Raw genomic sequence first — 14,721 nt, forward strand, 5'->3', positions numbered from 1 at the left:
ACACAAGGCTATTCGTCGGCAGCGTCAGATGTGTATAAGAGACAGGGGTATGGATACGCGTTATTCGGGTTTGATGTTGCCGTCTTTGACGACGCGGCTCCACAAGGCCAATTCTTGTTTGAGCAAGGTGTCGAGTTCGCCGGTGCTGGAGCTGGCCGACTGCATGCCCAACTTGGCAAAGCGTTCACGCACATCGGGGCGTTGCAAAATGGTTTTCAAATCGGCGTTCATTTTCTCCACCACGGCCGTGGGTGTTTTGGCTGGCAAAAAGAAGGCAATCCAGATGGTGGTCACGTAACCGGGCACACCTTGTTCGCTGATGGTGGGCAGGTCGGGCAAGTCGGGGTGGCGCTTGGCGCTGGCAATGCCCAGCGCTTTGACCCGGCCCGCCTTGATGTTGGGCACCGCTGAGTTGAAGGCATCGAACATCAGCTGCAAATGACCGGCCAACAGGTCTTGGGCCGCAGGCCCCTGGCCTTTGTAGGGCACATGCGAGAGCTGGGTTTTGGTCATGTTGGCAAACATCTCGGCACCGAGGTGGTAGGTGCTGCCAATGCCCGAGGAGCCATAAAACAATTTGCCCGGGTTGTCTTTGGCGTAGCGGATGAACTCGGGCACGTTGTTGACAGGTACCGAGGGATGCACCACCAAGATGTTTTCAATCGTGGCGATCAAGCTCACCGGCGCAAAGTCGCGCACGGGGTCGAACGAGAGTTTGGGCATGAGCGCCGGGTTGGCCGCCATGATGCTGCTGGTGCCAAACAAAATGGTCTGGCCATCAGCAGGCGCACGCGCTACAAACTCGGCGCCAATGGCGCCTGTGGCGCCCACACGGTTGTCCACAATCACCGTCTTGCCCATGGCCTCTGACAGCAGCGGTGCAATCACCCGCGCGGCAATGTCGGTGGGGCCACCGGTGGCGAATGGCACCACCAAACGCACGGTGTTGCTTTGTGCCCAAGCTTGGGCTGCACTCAGCAACAGGCCCATCAAACAGATCTTCCAAGTCGGTTGGCGCATCACAAACTCCTGGTTGAAAAAGTAGGGTGCGTTCAGCTGAGCAAGCGTTGGCGAATGTCCAGCGGTGACAACACCTCCAGCGGCTCGGCACCCCCGTTGGGAATGGCCACCTGTGTGGCGTTGAGCAACATCGACACCATCACGTAGGTGCCTGAAAGCACGGTGAGGTCGACCACGGCTTGTTCGCCCAAGCTGTCGATGGCGCGTTGCCACAAGTCGTCGGGCACGCGGTGGTTCAAACTCAGCTGGATGCAAAAGTCATACACCAAGGCTTCGTCGTCTTGCATGCCTTGCGGGCGTTGGCATTGGCGCAACTGTTCAATGATGGCGGGTGACAGCCCTGCTTTTTGCGCGATCGGGTCGTGGGCCCACCACTCGTATTGCGCGTTGGCAATGCGGGCTTGGATCAGGATGGCAAATTCGTTCAAGCGTTTGCTGACCGATGTTTTGAAACGCAGGTAATCCAGAAAGTCAAAGCAGCGTCGCGCCATGTCGGGGCTGCGCAGCAAGGCGTTGTAGGGGCCGCCCAGCGCCGCGCTGGAGACTTTGAGGATGTCATCGGCCAGTGGTTTGACCTCGGGGGCCAGGTCTTCGTAGCGCAGTTGCGAGAAGCGTTCGGTCATGGTGGGGTCCTCAGGCGTTGGGGTTTTCAAACATCGTGCGCAGCGTGTGGACGAAGTGTGGGCGGCATTTGTCGCTCCAGGCGGTGCCACGCACGGCCAGCCAAGCGGGGGAGCCCAAGGTCTCGCGGTTGACCAAGTCGTAGCTGGCAAACGAACGCGGTCCATGGTCCAGGTTGAGCAGGCGACGCGCCAGAATGCAGCCGGGCACCGTGGCCAAACCGGGCATGTGTTCTTCGTCGTACCAACGAAAGATCTCTGTTTCCCATCCTTCGTCGGTGTCGGTTTCCACCACATAGTGCACGCCGGGTGTCTCGCCAAAACTGGCGCCTTCGCAGCGCAGCGCTTCCCGCAGCCGAGACACTTGGGCCGTGTGCCCCGTCAATGCATGCCAGCGTTTTTCAAAGGCCAGGCAGTAGGCGCTGTCGAGTTCTGTGGCTTGGGGCAAATGCAAGTAGGTGTGGTGCATGGGTTGGCCGTTTTCGGCTTTCGCCGTGGCCACACTTTGCACACGCGCTTGAGCCCATGGCGTGTCGGCCAGGGTTTCGTGCCAACGTGCCACGCTGCCCGGTGGGTAAGCGCGGCTGGTTTTCAGCAACAAGGAATCGCACAGTTGTGTGGGCATGTCAGTGCCCAATGTGCAGCGCCACCAACACGCGCGAGACCATGTTGTAGGCGCCGATGGTGATGCACAAGTCCAGCAGCGCTTGGCCTTGGAAGTGTTCGTGGATGCGGGCAAACAAAGCGTCTGGCACCTCGATGTCACGCGTCATGGTGTCGGTGAGTTCCAGCACCACGTGTTCGAGTTCGCTGAACGCGGGTGAGAGGGTGGCTTCTTTCACCGCATCGACCTTGTGGGCGGCCAGGCCTTCTTTCAGAGCAAAAGGCACATGGGCATCAAATTCGTAAGGCGCACGGTTGAGCACGGCCACGCGCAAGATCACCAGCTCGCGCAAGTCGCCAGGCAAGCTGTTGCGCTGGCGCACGGCGCGGGTGAACTCTTCCCAGCCCTGGGCCATGTCGGGGCTGTTGAGCAGGTACTGGTAGAGCGGCGTGACCTTGCCGCGTTTGGCCACGATCTTGGCTTCGAGTTCGGCCAACGCAGGCTGTGTGCCAGGCGTGATGGGGTGAAGGCGTGCAGTGTCTGTCATGGTGTGTGGACTCCTTGTTGCTGGGGGATCGATCGCGTCAGTCCGCGGTGATTTTCTTGAGGCGAATGACACGGCCCCACTTGGCCATGTCGGCTTTGAGCAAGGCGCTCAGCTCAGCCGAGCTGTTGCCCGAGGGCTCGGCGCCAGAGGCGATGAGTTTGTTGCGCACACTCTCGGTGACCAAGGTGCGGCGCACCGCTTGGTTGAGGCGCTCGAGTTCGGCGGGTGGCGTGTTCTTGTGCGCAAACAGGGCGTACCAGTTGTCCGAGTCCACACCGGGCACACCAATTTCTTGGAAGGTTTTGACGTCGGGAAACAGCGGGTGACGGCGGGTGGCTGCAATGGCCACCGGCTTGAGCTTGCCGTTGCGCACTTGGCCCATCAGGCCGGGAATGTCGCCAAAGAAACCATCCACATGGCCGGCCATCACATCGGTGATGGCGGGAGCGGCGCCTTTGTAGGGGATGTGAACCAAGTCGGTGTGGGTGGCGTCGGCCAACAATTCCATGGCCAAGTGCGGCACGCTGCCGGTGCCAGATGACGCCATGGTCACGCGTTTGAGTTTGGCTGCGGCGATGAACTCTTGCGGGGTGTTGACCGGGTTGTTGGGGTTGACCACCAGCATTTCCACGTTGTTCACCACCAGCGACACCGGGGCCAAGTCGCGCACCGGGTCATAGGCCAAGCTGGGGTAGAGCGAGGGGTTGATGGCCACCGCGCCCACGCTGGTGAGCCACAGGGTTTGGCCATCGGCGGGCGCTTTGAGCAGCGTGTCGGCCGCAATCGCACCGTTGGCCCCGGCCTTGTTTTCGACCATCACTTGGTGTCCCAACTCTTTGCTGAGTTGATCGGTCAATGTGCGGGCCACAAAGTCCACCGGGCCACCCGGTGGAAAAGCCACCAAGATGCGGGTGGTTTTGGTTTGCGCTGACGCGAAAGTGGTCAGGCCAGCCAGCAAGCTCAGGGCCAGCAGTTGGTGCAGGCGTCGTTGGGTCAAGCGTGTCATGAGAGTCTCCAGGGGTTTAGTCGCAACGCACGGACATGCCGCCGTCGACAATGATTTCGGTGCCGGTGATGAAGCGTGCCTCATCGCTGGCCAAAAACAGCACGGCGTTGGCCGTGTCTTGGCCGTCGCCCATGAAGGGCAAGGGAATGCGCGACTGGCGTTGGGCCAGCAAAGCTTCGACATCGCCGCCCGCACGTTGTTTGGCCAAGCGGGTTTCCACCATCGGGGTGTGCAACTGGCCGGGCACCACGGTGTTCACGCGCACGCCCTTCTTGGCGTATTGCACCGCGGTCACGCGGCCCATTTGAATGACAGCCGCTTTGGTGGCGGCATAGGCCACTTGGGCGGCCCCCGTCCAGCGGATGCCCGAGGTCGAGGCCATGTTGACGATGGCACCAGACCCTTGGGCTTCCATCAGCGGCAGCACATGCTTGCAGGTCAAAAACACGCTGGTGAGGTTGTGGCCAATTTGTGCGTGCCACACCTCTTCGCTCATCTCCACCGGGCCACCGGGGGCCGAGCCGCCGACGTTGTTGATCAGCACATCGATGCGGCCAAATTTTTCGACCGTGGCACGCACCGCTTGGGCGATGGATTCGCTGCTCGTGACATCGCAGGTCATGGAGGCAATTTCGCCGTGGTTGACGCCTGTCACGGCTTGGGCGCGTGAGAGGGTTTCTTCCAGTCGCGCTTGCTCGCGGTCGAGGGCCATCACACGGGCGCCTTCTTGCACCATGCGCACCGAGATGGCCCGGCCATTGCCCCAGCCCGGGCCCACCGAGCCTGCGCCGGTGACCAGCACCACTTTGTCTTGCATACGTCCTGTCATGGGGTGTCCTAGTGGGTCAGTGTTCAAAGCGGTACAGCGCTTGTGGGTTGTCCACCAACAGCGCTTGCACCAGCGCGGGCGTGGTGGCGATGCGCTGGATGGCGTCGGTCAGCACACCGTCGTCCGGTACGTGGGTGTGGTTGGGGTGCGGCCAGTCACTGCCCCACACGCATTGGGTGGGGAAGGTGTCGACCAAATACTTGGCCAAGGCCACACCGTGGGGGTAAGGCGGAGAGGCCAGGGGCACTTTCTCGTCGACGCGGTCAATGCCACTGACTTTGACGTGGAACATGGGGTCGTCCAGCAAGCGGCACAGCGCCTGAAAGTCGGCATGCTGCGCGCCGAGCGTGGCGTCGACACGGGCCATGTGGTCAATCACCACCGGCACCGCCGACTGTTGGAAGACGTCGCCCAGGGTATGGACCAAGCTGCTTTCGAAATGCACTTGCAAATGCATCTGGCAATCGGCCAAGCGGTGGGTGAGGGCGATCAGGGCCTGTGGGTCGGCCCCTGCGCCCAAGTGCTTCATGAAGTTAAAGCGCACGCCACGAAAGCCCAGCGCTGCCAAGCGCTTCAATTCTGCAAGGTCCACGTCCACCGGCACCAAGGCCACGCCGAGGTAGCGACCGCCCCCGGCTTGCAGGGTTTCTTCTGCAGCACGGTTGTCCATGCCGTGCACGGCGGACTGCACCACCACACAGCGCGCAAAGCCCAACTGCTGGTGCCAAGCAAACAAGGCTTCCTTGGGGGCGTCTGCCGGAACTTTTTGCAGCCCGGGCACGTAGGGAAATCGGGCGGTGGGGCCGAACACATGCACATGTGCGTCGCAGGCGTGAGCGGGCAGTTGCCAGCCCGGCTGAGACGGGGTGGTCATGTAGGTTTGAACGGGGGTGGGGGTAGGTGTCATGGTGGGTGCAATTTTGGGCGCAATTGCCACCTTAAAATTGACCTTTTGAAAATATCAGTTATCAGTAAAACGGATGGCTGAGATGAAAGATTGGAAGGGTTTGCCCACAGCATGAACTTGCAACGCTTGGAATACTTTGTGGCCGTCATTGATGCGGGCAGCTTGAGCCGAGCTGCCGCCATCTTGGACCTGTCGCAACCTGCCTTGAGCCGACAAATTGCTTTGCTGGAAGAAGAAACCGGCCACCGCTTGTTGACCCGCCATGGCCGTGGCGTGGAGCCCACCGAAACGGGTTTGGCGTTGTTGGGCCATGCGCGTGGTTTGTTTGAAGGCGTGGCACGTGCCGAGGCCGACATGCGCGAGCGCCACAAAAGCCCGCGTGGTCGTTTGACGATTGGCTTGCCCCCGCGTGTGGCACACACCATGACCACCGACCTGGTGCAGAGCTTTCGGCAACAGTTCCCCGACGCGTCCATCAGCATTGCCGAAGGCTTGAGCGTGCCTTTGCGTGAGTGGTTGATTGCCGGGCGCATTGATCTGGCGGTGTTGTTTGACCCACCCAACTCGCCCCAATTGACGCTGGAGACCTTGGTGCGGGAAGACCTGGTGCTGATCTCGTCGCACGCGCTGCCTGCGCGCATCAAGCTGGCCGATGTGGGGCAGTACGAGTTGGTGTTGCCCAGCGGCCCCCATGCCTTGCGCCAGTTACTCGAAGACGCGGTGCAGCCGCGCGGCGTGACCTTAAGGGTGGTGGCCGAGGTGGACTCCATCCAAACCGTGCTGCCCTTGGTGGCACGTGGCGTGGCCAACACGGTACTGCCGGTGAGCGCCTTGAAGTCGTGGCCTTTGCGCACCCCGCCGCATGTGGCGCAGATCACTTCACCTCAAATTCGCAACCGCTTCACGGTGGCCGTGCCCAAAGCGCGTCCCGCCACACAACTCACACGCTATGGCTTGGAGCTGTTGCGGCGCTTGATACAGCAGCACTATGGTTCACGCTGAGCCTTTGGACGCGTGGGTCAGCAAACGCTCGACCACCCGCTTGGCGCGGTTGGGGCCCACGTCCACATGGATGTCGAGTTGCGGTGGATGGCCAAAGCGTTGCTGGTTTTGCCATTGCGCTTCGATGATCACTTTGTCTTCGAGGAAGGTGGCGGCAGTTTGCTGGACCACCAGATCGACGATGTTGTCTTTCTCGGGGTGGGGGTTGGTGGCAATGGTCCAGAAGTAATGCGTGGTGGTGTCGGTCTCTGGCGTCACGCCATGCAAGCCACGCATGTGAAAGCCTTCGCGGTGGGGGTCGTCGTAGCTGCCCGAACCCACGTCCATGGCACCGGTCCAGATCAGCTCATGCGTGACATGAAATGCCACCTCTTGCCAGCGGTCCACCCGGCCTTTGAACGGCCAAGCGGCGGTGTAGGTCGGGGGCGGCTCTGAGTTGGGCATCAAGCGCGTGACCTTGACCGTGTCGCCCTCTTGGCTCACGGTCAACTGTGCATTCATGTGGATGGCGGGATTGCCACCAATCGTTTTGGTGTGCACGTAACCCAGGTGGCTCAAGTCCAGCAGGTTTTCGTGGATCAGCATGAAGGGCGCGTCGTAGTGGTAGCAGTCGCCGCCAAATTTGTACTTGGGGTCGCTGTGCACCGGGTAGGCGGGCGGTTCATCTTGGGGGCTGGCATCGGGCGTGTCGCCTACCCACACCCACAAAATTTGGTCTTTCTCGCGCAAGGGGTAAGACACCACTTTGGCCTTGGCCGGAATTTTGTCTTGCCCCGGAATTTCGACGCACGTGCCCTCGTGCGAATACAGCAGACCGTGGTAGCCGCAACGCAAGCCACGGCCTTCGACCTTGCCGCACGACAGCGGCAAATCTTTGTGACAGCAGCGGTCTTGCAGCGCGGCGACTTGTCCATCGGGTGTGCGAAACAACACCATGGGCTGGCCCAGCAGGGTGCGCGCCACAGGTTGGTCTTTCAGCTCCCAAGAAAACCCAGCGATCCACCAGCGGTTCAATGGAAAGGTTCGTGCGTGAGTTGTCAAATGAACCGGTTGTGTGGGAGCGCTCATGGTGTGTTCTCTCAAACTCAAGGGGTCACGGCTTTGACGGTGTCGATCTCGGTGTTCCAGAGTTGTCCGTTTTTGCGTTCAACTTTGCGGATGTACACGTCTTGCACGATGTCGCGTGTTTGGGCGCTGATTTGGATGGGGCCGCGTGGGCTCTCAAAGCTCAGGCCCTTCATGGCATCGACCAACTCCATGCCCTTGCCTTGGCCTTTGGTGGCCTTGAGGGCGGTGTAAATCACGTGCATGCCGTCGTAGCCACCCACCGCCATGAAGTTGGGCCGCATGCCGTTGTTGGCTTTGGCAAACCCAGCGACAAATTTTTTGTTCAAGGCCGATTCGTGTGAGGCGGAATAGTGGAACGAGGTCACCACGCCAAGCGCAGCATCGCCCATGTCGTTCAAGGTGTCGTCGTCGGTCACGCCGCCGTCGCCAATCAGCTTGACGCCCGCTTTGTCCAAGCCGCGTTCGGTGAACTGCTTCATCAGGCTCACGGCGGGGCCGGAGGGAATGAACACAAACAAGGCGTCGGGTTTTTCATCGCGAATTTTTTGCAGATAGGGCGCAAAGTCGGGGTTGCGCATGGGCACGCGAATCTCGCCCACCACTTTGCCGCCATCACGTTCGACGTTTTCTTTGAAAGTTTTCTCGGCATCGATGCCAGGGCCGTAGTCGGACACCATGGTCATCACACGGCCAATTTTTTGGCGCTTGACCCACTCGGCCATCGTGCCGGCCGATTGCGACAAGGTGTAGCTGGTGCGGACCAAGTAGGGTGATGTCGCCACGATGCCCGTGGTGGCCGCCGCCATGATGACGGCAGGTGTTTTGCCCTGCGTGGCAATGGGGCCTGCGGCCAAGGCCGATGGGGTGATGCCAAAACCAGCCAGCACATCGACCTTGTCGTTGACCACCAGCTCTTGGGCGATGCGCTTGGACTGATCGGGCACGCCGCCGTCGTCGCGCAAGATCACTTCAATTTTGCGCCCTGCCACGTCGCTGCCGTTGTCCGCCATGTAGAGCTTCACGGCAGCATCGATTTGTCGACCCGTCGATGCAAAAGGCCCGGTCATGGGCAAGATCAAGCCCACTTTGAAGGGGGTCGTTTGCGCAAAAGCCAAGCTGGGCACACACGCAGCCGCACAGGCCAGTTGAACCAAGAAGGCGCGTTTGGAAAATGGGCGATGGGTCACGGGTGTATTCCTTCAGTATGCTGAAGGTTTCATGGTATTTCATGGCTTTCGCAAGCCGTGCACGGAAATACCCTAACCCCTTGCCCCAAAATACCAGCGTCATGAAAAAACAAGCCACGTCTCGCCAATCGGTCTCCGCAGATCTTTACGATCAACCGGGGCACCTGATGCGTCGTGCCCATCAAATCACGGTGAGCATGTTTCAAGAGGAGGTGGGCGACTTTGTCAGCCCCAAAGAGTTTGCGATTTTGCGCATGATCCACGAAACACCCGACGTGGACCAAGTGCGCTTGGCCCGGCTCATTGGCATTGACACCTCATCGGCCGCATTGACCGCAGCCAAGTTGGAAAAGCGCGGGCTGATTGCGCGCACCGTCTCGACCGTGGACCGACGGTTGCTGAGTTTGCGTTTGACCTCAGAGGGAGAAAAGCTGTTGGACGACACTGTCAACGGCGTCTACCGCATGCGCGAAAAACTGCTGTCACCCTTGACCCCCGCTGAGCAAAAGGTGTTCATGAAGTTGCTGCAAAAGTTTGTCCACTTGCACAACGACGAGAGCCGGGCGCCGTTGTGGACCCAGGTGGATGCAGCGCAGCCGGCCAAGCGCAAGGCCAGCACTTAGGCCCTGCGCTTCAAACCACCCAAGGCCTGGCCCTAAGGCAAGCTGGCGGAGTAAACCGCCATGGCGTCAATTTCTTCGTCGGTCAAGCTGCGGGCGGCGCTGCCCATGGTGCCGTCCATGTCGGCACGTGCGCCAGAGCGCAGGTTGCGCAGCTGGGTGGTGAAGTACTCACTCGACTGGCCCGACAAACGTGGCACATGCTTTTGGCCTTGCAACTGGGCACCATGGCATGACGAGCAATATTGCTGTTGAGCGATGGTTTGGCCTCTGGCAATTTTGGCGGCGTCACCGCCCGATTGGGCAGGGGGAGCCGGCTGCGCGGCGTAATGCGCGGCAATGTCGCGCATGTCTTGCTCGCTCAGGTTGGAGGCGATGGCTTCCATGCCACCGCCTTTGCGGCGTTGGTCACGAAATTGCAGCAACTGGTAGAACACCGACAGCGGAGGCTGTGCGGCCAAATGCGGCACGCCTGGGATGGCAGACACCCCCTGCTCGCCGTGGCATGCCGCACACACCTGGGCCTTGGCTTTGCCGGCCGCCGCATCGGGCGCAGCTACCGCCAGCGTGCTGGTGAGCGCCAACGTAAAAAAGGCCATTCCTTGAATGGCCTTGGAGAGCTTCAAGAAGCTCATTTCGCGTAGGTCACGCGAAAGATCGCGCCCGCGACATCGTCAGACACCAGCATCGAGCCGTCTTTCAAGACATGCACGTCGGCTGGACGACCGAAGTAGTCTTCGCCCGAAGCCCAACCCGAGATGAAGACTTCTTTTTTGGTCACGTTGCCTTTGGCATCCAGCACCACGCGCACCACGTCGTAGCCGGTTTTCTTGGTGCGGTTCCAAGAGCCGTGCTCAGCGATGAAGATGTTGTTCTTGTACTCGGCTGGGAACTGCTTGCCGGTGTAAAAACGCATGCCCAAAGCCGCCACGTGGGGGCCAATCTTCAACACAGGCTTGTCGAACTCGTCGCAGCTGCGGCCTTTGCCGTGATCTGGGTCCAGCAAGTCGCCTTGGTGGCAGAAGGGATAGCCAAAGTTCATGCCTTTGCGGGTGAGGCGGTGCAAGGTGTCGTTGGGCAGATCGTCGTTCACCCAGTCGCGTCCATTGTTGGTGAACCAGAGTTCTTTGGTCACGGGGTGGAAGTCCATGCCCACGCTGTTGCGCACGCCGTGGGCCATGGTTTCAAGTTTGTTGGTCTTGAGGTTCAGGCGCACGATGGTGGCATGCGTGACCGGCTGTGCCACGATGTTGGCGGGGGTGCCGATTTGGAAATACAGGTAGTTGCCATCTGGGCTCAACTTCATGAACTTCCAGCCGTGGGCTTCGTCGTTGGGCAAAGCGTCAAACACGACCACAGGTGCCGGTGGGTTGTCCAGGTTGGCTTCGATGTTGTCGTAGCGGATGATGCGCGACAACTCGGCCACATACAGCGAGCCGTCTTTGAAGGCCACGCCGTTGGGACGGTGCAGACCTTTGGCGATGGTTTTGACTTCGCGCTTGTCGCCTTTGTCGATCACGGCATACACGTTGCCCGTGAAGCGGGTGCCGACAAACAAGGTGCCGCTGGGGCTTTGCACCATCGAGCGTGCATTGGGCATGCCCGTGGCCCACAACTCCACCTTGAAGCCGGCAGGGGCTTTGAGGTTTTGGGTGGGGATGTCGCTGGCTGGCAAGGCGGTCATGCCGGGTGGGTTGGGCGTCAAATTCAGCGCCACTTGATCGGGGGTACGACCTTGTGCCCAGGTGGGCGGAATGGCGGCTGCGGCGGGCGCAGCAGGCGCTGCTTGCGCGAAGGCACCAGCGCTGGCCAAGCCCAGGCCCAGGGTGAGTGCTGCGTTTTGCAGCGTGCGGATGAAGCGTCGTTGTTGCACGGAGGTCTCCTTGTATGAGGTGTGGGATTTAAAACGAAGTCAAACCGCAGGCGAGTCGCAAAGGCGATTCAGGGTCTGGGTGTGAGGGTAATTGCTAGGGCAGGCTTACAAGGGGATGCGGCTTTGCACGCCCATCACCCAGTTGCGTGCCAGGCCTGGCTCGAAATAGCGGGATGCCTTTTGGTTGATGATGACCGAGCCCACCGTGTCTTTGTTGGTCAAGTTGTCAATGCCCACAAACGCTTCAATCTGCGCTTCGCCCCACTGGTAGCGCTGGCGTGCCCGCGCATTCAAGAGGCCAAAACCTGCCGCACTGGTGCCAGGTGTGTTGAGGTCGGTGGCCCACACTTGCGAGCGTGCCATCCAGTCCAGTGACAACTCGGTGCCCAATGCCGGCTTTTGGCCGGGCAGGGCAAACCCTTTCTCAGACCATTGCAGGGACGAGAAAAGTTGCCGCGCCGGAATGCTGGGCAGGCTGTTGCCCACAGGAACACCCGCAAAGCCTTGTTGGTAGGTGGCGCTGATGTAGTTGTAAGAGGCCTGTGTGCGCCAGTGCGCGGTGATCAAACTGCGCCCAGAAATTTCCACGCCCTCACGCACGGTTTGGCCCACGTTTTTGTACGAGGTGTTGGCAGCCGATGCGTCAACGGCAATTTCGTTGTCGGTTTTGATGTGAAACCAAGCGGCGTCAAGGCGCGAGTTGGCGTTGGGCAACCACTTGCTGCCCAACTCCCAGTGCTCACTCTTGGAGGCTTGTAAGTTGAAGCCTCCGGTGTTGGTGCTGTTTTGATACGCCGTCTCAGACAAGGTGGGGGTCTCAAACCCTTTGCCTTGGTTCAGGTAGAGGTTGAGGTCATCGCGCACATGCCATGTCACACCCCACACCGGGCTGGTGGCTTTGTAGGTGGCGCTGCCGGTGTCGCCCTTGGCGGTGCAGCTGGCATCCCAGCATTGGTTGACGCTGCTCAACACCACCTCGCTGCTGCGAGCGCCGGTGGTGAGGGTCCACCGCTCTGCCAGATGCCAGTTGGCTTGTGCGAAGTAATCGTTGTTTTTGGCTTGGTTGGACTCGTTGCGCGTCAGCCCCGTGGTTTTGACGCCGCTTTGCGTGGCCCCGCCTTGGCGTTGCTCCACCGAGTGGTCTTGGTCAAAGCCAATCACCCAATCCAAGCGCTGTGAAGGGCCGAGTTTGGCTTTGCCATTGAGTTGCAATCCAAAGCCATCGAAATCGCGGTTCAAGCCCACCCAGGTGGCTTTGGGGGGCGTCGAGGTGGCGGTCCCCGCTTGGTATTGCAGCGTCTCGCGCGTGCCCGAATAGATGCGCGCCTTGGCGCTCAAGTCGCTGCTGAAGCGGTGATCGACCACCACGCCCATTTGCTGGTGGCTGACGGTTTTTTGCGCGCCATTCAACACCGCCAAGGCCGTGGCGGACGTGGGTTTGGCACGCGCATCGGCCGCGTTCAGACCGGTGGGGTCTTTGGCGTAGGGCATGTCCAACACATTGAGGATCAGCTTGACGCGGGTGTCGGGTTGGGCGTCGACGGTGATGACGCTGTTGAGCTGTTGTCGGCGCGCATCGCTGTTGTCGCGGTAGCCGCTGGTGCCAAAGGTGCTGTAGTCGGCCACCAGGCCGACAGTGCCGCTGCGTTGGCTGATTTGCCAGTCGGTCCGGGTCAGGCCATACGACCCCACGGTCAGTTGGTTGCGCAATTCGGGTTGATCCCCCGCTTCGCGGGTGTAGGTTTGAATCACGCCGCCCGAAGCGTTGCCATAAAGTTGGGCCAAAGGTCCCGTCAAGACTTCGATGCGTTCAGCAGAGGTCATGCTCACGGTGGAGGTTTGGCCCTGGCCATCGGGGATGGTGGCGGGAATGTCGTCGGTGATGATGCGAATGCCACGAACGCCAAAGGCTGAGCGCGCGCCAAATCCACGGATGGAGATTTGCACGTCTTGCGCATAGTTGTTGCGGTTCAGGGCCACCACGCCAGGCACTTGGGCCAAGACGTCCGACAAGTTGACTTGGGGGCCTGAGCTTTGGATGGTCTGCGCATCGATGGCATAGACCGACGCAGGCGCGTCAAATTGTTTTTGAGCCAAGCGCCCGCTTTGGACCGTCACCTCGGTCAAGGCTTCAGGCTCGGGTTGAGCCAGCACAGGCCCAGGCGCGGCGCACACGGTGCCCAAGGCGGCAGCGGCAAACAGTCGGTTCAGCACACGCAACTTTCTTTCAAACAGCAGATGGGGAGCGATCTTAGGGGGCGCATCGACCTCGGCAGTTGCATGGGTGACACCCGTCTGGCGCTAAATCAGTAGAGTGCCGGTTGGCTCTGAAAGCTCAGGGCAGGAGCACAGACATGATGCGTGTTGTGAAAAAACTGTTGGCACTGTTGGGTCTCTTGAGCGCCTGCATCGGCTATGCCCAAAACTACCCCTCCCCACAAACCGGGGTGTGGGTGGCCAAAGACTTTCGCTTCCACACGGGCGAGGTGATGCCCGAGGTGCGGCTGGCCTACACCACGGTGGGAGACCCGCGTGGCGAACCGGTGGTGTTGTTGCATGGCACCACCAGTGCGGGTGGCAGTTTTTTGACGCCAGAGTTGGCGGGTGAGTTGTTTGGCCCTGGCCAAGCCTTGGATGCCCAAAAGTACTTCATCATCTTGCCCGACGCCTTGGGGGCGGGCCGCTCCAGCAAGCCGTCTGACGGTTTGCGCACCCAGTTTCCGCGCTTCAACTACGACGACATGGTGGCGGCGCATCACCGCTTGCTGACCGAGGGCTTGGGCCTCCAGCATGTGCGCATGGTGCTGGGCAACTCGATGGGCGGCATGCACGCATGGGTGTGGGGCGTGACGCATCCCGACTTCATGGACGTGTTGGTGCCCATGGCTTCCACGCCCAACCCCATGTCGGGGCGCAACTGGATGATGCGTCGTTTCATCGTGGAGTCGATCCGTCGAGACCCCGCGTGGTTGAACGGCAACTACACCACCCAACCGCCCAGCTTGCAATTTGCCAATGTGTTTTTCACCTTGGCCACCAATGGCGGCGATCAAGGGCTGTACCGCAAAGCCCCCACGCGTGAACAGGCCGACGCCTGGCTTGACCAAAGCCTGAAAGCGCCGTCCACGGCGGACGCCAACAACCACTTGTACTTGTGGGAAGCTTCACGCGACTACAACCCCAACCCGCATTTGGAGAAGATCAAGGCCAAGGTCTTGGCCATCAACTCGGCCGACGACGAGCGCAATCCGCCCAGCTTGGGTTTGATGGAAAAAGCTTTGCAACGTATGCCCACGGCGCGCTTGTTGTTGATTCCAGCGTCAGACCAAACTTCGGGCCACGGCACGACAGGCCAAGCCAAATGGTGGAAGGCCGAACTCATGGGCCTATTGGCGCAAACACCCAGAGGGAGTGCCCCCCGTTGAATGCTAGGCTAAG

The 14,721-nt window shown here is 60.4% G+C and carries 15 protein-coding genes; 3 read left to right on the forward strand and 12 right to left on the reverse strand.

Annotated features, from left to right (window positions below; translation table 11 throughout):
* Positions 1-60: 60 nt before the first annotated feature.
* The 7 genes from ACKWJN_RS00380 to ACKWJN_RS00410 are packed head-to-tail and all read right to left on the reverse strand — an operon-like array spanning position 61 to position 5,533.
* Positions 61-1,020, reverse strand: coding sequence for a Bug family tripartite tricarboxylate transporter substrate binding protein (locus ACKWJN_RS00380; protein WP_408593459.1), 960 nt, complete (start codon positions 1,018-1,020; stop codon positions 61-63).
* 32 nt (positions 1,021-1,052) lie between these two features.
* Complete coding sequence (locus ACKWJN_RS00385) at positions 1,053-1,643, reverse strand: carboxymuconolactone decarboxylase family protein (protein ID WP_408593461.1); 591 nt, start codon at positions 1,641-1,643, stop codon at positions 1,053-1,055.
* A 10-nt stretch (positions 1,644-1,653) separates the two neighbouring features.
* Positions 1,654-2,265: a hypothetical protein gene (locus tag ACKWJN_RS00390; protein ID WP_408593463.1), complete on the reverse strand. Its 612-nt coding sequence runs from the start codon at positions 2,263-2,265 to the stop codon at positions 1,654-1,656.
* Position 2,266: 1 nt separating this feature from the next.
* Positions 2,267-2,791, reverse strand: a complete 525-nt coding sequence (locus ACKWJN_RS00395; protein ID WP_408593465.1) for a carboxymuconolactone decarboxylase family protein — start codon at positions 2,789-2,791, stop codon at positions 2,267-2,269.
* Positions 2,792-2,828: 37 nt separating this feature from the next.
* The gene (locus tag ACKWJN_RS00400; RefSeq protein WP_408593466.1) at positions 2,829-3,797 is read right to left on the reverse strand and encodes a Bug family tripartite tricarboxylate transporter substrate binding protein; all 969 of its coding nucleotides are present in this window, start codon (positions 3,795-3,797) and stop codon (positions 2,829-2,831) included.
* 16 nt (positions 3,798-3,813) lie between these two features.
* Positions 3,814-4,626, reverse strand: coding sequence for an SDR family NAD(P)-dependent oxidoreductase (locus ACKWJN_RS00405; protein ID WP_408593468.1), 813 nt, complete (start codon positions 4,624-4,626; stop codon positions 3,814-3,816).
* Between the two features lie 16 nt (positions 4,627-4,642).
* Positions 4,643-5,533 (reverse strand): amidohydrolase family protein, encoded by an 891-nt coding sequence (locus ACKWJN_RS00410; protein ID WP_408593470.1) that lies wholly within the window; start codon positions 5,531-5,533, stop codon positions 4,643-4,645.
* A gap of 111 nt (positions 5,534-5,644) precedes the next feature.
* Here ACKWJN_RS00410 and ACKWJN_RS00415 point away from each other — a divergent pair, with 111 nt between their 5' ends.
* Positions 5,645-6,535, forward strand: coding sequence for a LysR substrate-binding domain-containing protein (locus tag ACKWJN_RS00415; protein ID WP_408593471.1), 891 nt, complete (start codon positions 5,645-5,647; stop codon positions 6,533-6,535).
* Here ACKWJN_RS00415 and ACKWJN_RS00420 read toward each other — a convergent pair.
* Complete coding sequence (locus tag ACKWJN_RS00420; protein ID WP_408593473.1) at positions 6,527-7,603, reverse strand: Rieske 2Fe-2S domain-containing protein; 1,077 nt, start codon at positions 7,601-7,603, stop codon at positions 6,527-6,529. The two genes, ACKWJN_RS00415 and ACKWJN_RS00420, sit on opposite strands and share 9 nt — an antisense overlap.
* A gap of 17 nt (positions 7,604-7,620) precedes the next feature.
* On the reverse strand, positions 7,621-8,790 hold the full coding sequence (locus ACKWJN_RS00425) for an ABC transporter substrate-binding protein (RefSeq protein WP_408593475.1): 1,170 nt from the start codon (positions 8,788-8,790) through the stop codon (positions 7,621-7,623).
* A 101-nt stretch (positions 8,791-8,891) separates the two neighbouring features.
* Between ACKWJN_RS00425 and ACKWJN_RS00430 the strand changes: the two genes are divergently transcribed.
* Positions 8,892-9,413 (forward strand): MarR family winged helix-turn-helix transcriptional regulator, encoded by a 522-nt coding sequence (locus ACKWJN_RS00430; RefSeq protein WP_408593477.1) that lies wholly within the window; start codon positions 8,892-8,894, stop codon positions 9,411-9,413.
* A 32-nt stretch (positions 9,414-9,445) separates the two neighbouring features.
* Here the strand turns inward: ACKWJN_RS00430 and ACKWJN_RS00435 are convergent, their stop codons facing one another.
* The 3 genes from ACKWJN_RS00435 to ACKWJN_RS00445 all read right to left on the reverse strand — a co-directional run bounded on the left by ACKWJN_RS00435 (position 9,446) and on the right by ACKWJN_RS00445 (position 13,497).
* Positions 9,446-10,045 carry a c-type cytochrome gene (locus tag ACKWJN_RS00435; RefSeq protein ID WP_408593479.1) on the reverse strand — a complete coding sequence of 200 codons (600 nt, stop codon included), beginning with the start codon at positions 10,043-10,045 and terminating at the stop codon, positions 9,446-9,448.
* The gene (locus ACKWJN_RS00440) at positions 10,042-11,283 is read right to left on the reverse strand and encodes a PQQ-dependent sugar dehydrogenase (protein WP_408593481.1); all 1,242 of its coding nucleotides are present in this window, start codon (positions 11,281-11,283) and stop codon (positions 10,042-10,044) included. The genes ACKWJN_RS00435 and ACKWJN_RS00440 overlap by 4 nt, the downstream gene beginning before the upstream one ends.
* Positions 11,284-11,388: 105 nt before the next feature.
* Complete coding sequence (locus ACKWJN_RS00445; RefSeq protein WP_408593483.1) at positions 11,389-13,497, reverse strand: TonB-dependent receptor family protein; 2,109 nt, start codon at positions 13,495-13,497, stop codon at positions 11,389-11,391.
* A 143-nt stretch (positions 13,498-13,640) separates the two neighbouring features.
* Here ACKWJN_RS00445 and ACKWJN_RS00450 point away from each other — a divergent pair, with 143 nt between their 5' ends.
* Complete coding sequence (locus ACKWJN_RS00450) at positions 13,641-14,708, forward strand: alpha/beta fold hydrolase (RefSeq protein WP_408593503.1); 1,068 nt, start codon at positions 13,641-13,643, stop codon at positions 14,706-14,708.
* Positions 14,709-14,721: the final 13 nt, after the last annotated feature.

The organism is Limnohabitans sp. (assembly GCF_046052825.1).
In the GTDB taxonomy this organism is placed as follows: Bacteria; Pseudomonadota; Gammaproteobacteria; order Burkholderiales; family Burkholderiaceae_C; genus Limnohabitans.

What these genes read in the sequence shown, in the direction of transcription:
- ACKWJN_RS00380 (WP_408593459.1), bottom strand. Translation starts at nt 1,020, where the DNA reads ATGCGCCAACCGACTTGGAAGATCTGTTTGATGGGCCTGTTGCTGAGT.
- ACKWJN_RS00385 (WP_408593461.1), bottom strand. Translation starts at nt 1,643, where the DNA reads ATGACCGAACGCTTCTCGCAACTGCGCTACGAAGACCTGGCCCCCGAG.
- ACKWJN_RS00390 (WP_408593463.1), bottom strand. Translation starts at nt 2,265, where the DNA reads ATGCCCACACAACTGTGCGATTCCTTGTTGCTGAAAACCAGCCGCGCT.
- ACKWJN_RS00395 (WP_408593465.1), bottom strand. Translation starts at nt 2,791, where the DNA reads ATGACAGACACTGCACGCCTTCACCCCATCACGCCTGGCACACAGCCT.
- ACKWJN_RS00400 (WP_408593466.1), bottom strand. Translation starts at nt 3,797, where the DNA reads ATGACACGCTTGACCCAACGACGCCTGCACCAACTGCTGGCCCTGAGC.
- ACKWJN_RS00405 (WP_408593468.1), bottom strand. Translation starts at nt 4,626, where the DNA reads ATGACAGGACGTATGCAAGACAAAGTGGTGCTGGTCACCGGCGCAGGC.
- ACKWJN_RS00410 (WP_408593470.1), bottom strand. Translation starts at nt 5,533, where the DNA reads ATGACACCTACCCCCACCCCCGTTCAAACCTACATGACCACCCCGTCT.
- ACKWJN_RS00415 (WP_408593471.1), top strand. Translation starts at nt 5,645, where the DNA reads ATGAACTTGCAACGCTTGGAATACTTTGTGGCCGTCATTGATGCGGGC.
- ACKWJN_RS00420 (WP_408593473.1), bottom strand. Translation starts at nt 7,603, where the DNA reads ATGAGCGCTCCCACACAACCGGTTCATTTGACAACTCACGCACGAACC.
- ACKWJN_RS00430 (WP_408593477.1), top strand. Translation starts at nt 8,892, where the DNA reads ATGAAAAAACAAGCCACGTCTCGCCAATCGGTCTCCGCAGATCTTTAC.
- ACKWJN_RS00435 (WP_408593479.1), bottom strand. Translation starts at nt 10,045, where the DNA reads ATGAGCTTCTTGAAGCTCTCCAAGGCCATTCAAGGAATGGCCTTTTTT.
- ACKWJN_RS00450 (WP_408593503.1), top strand. Translation starts at nt 13,641, where the DNA reads ATGCGTGTTGTGAAAAAACTGTTGGCACTGTTGGGTCTCTTGAGCGCC.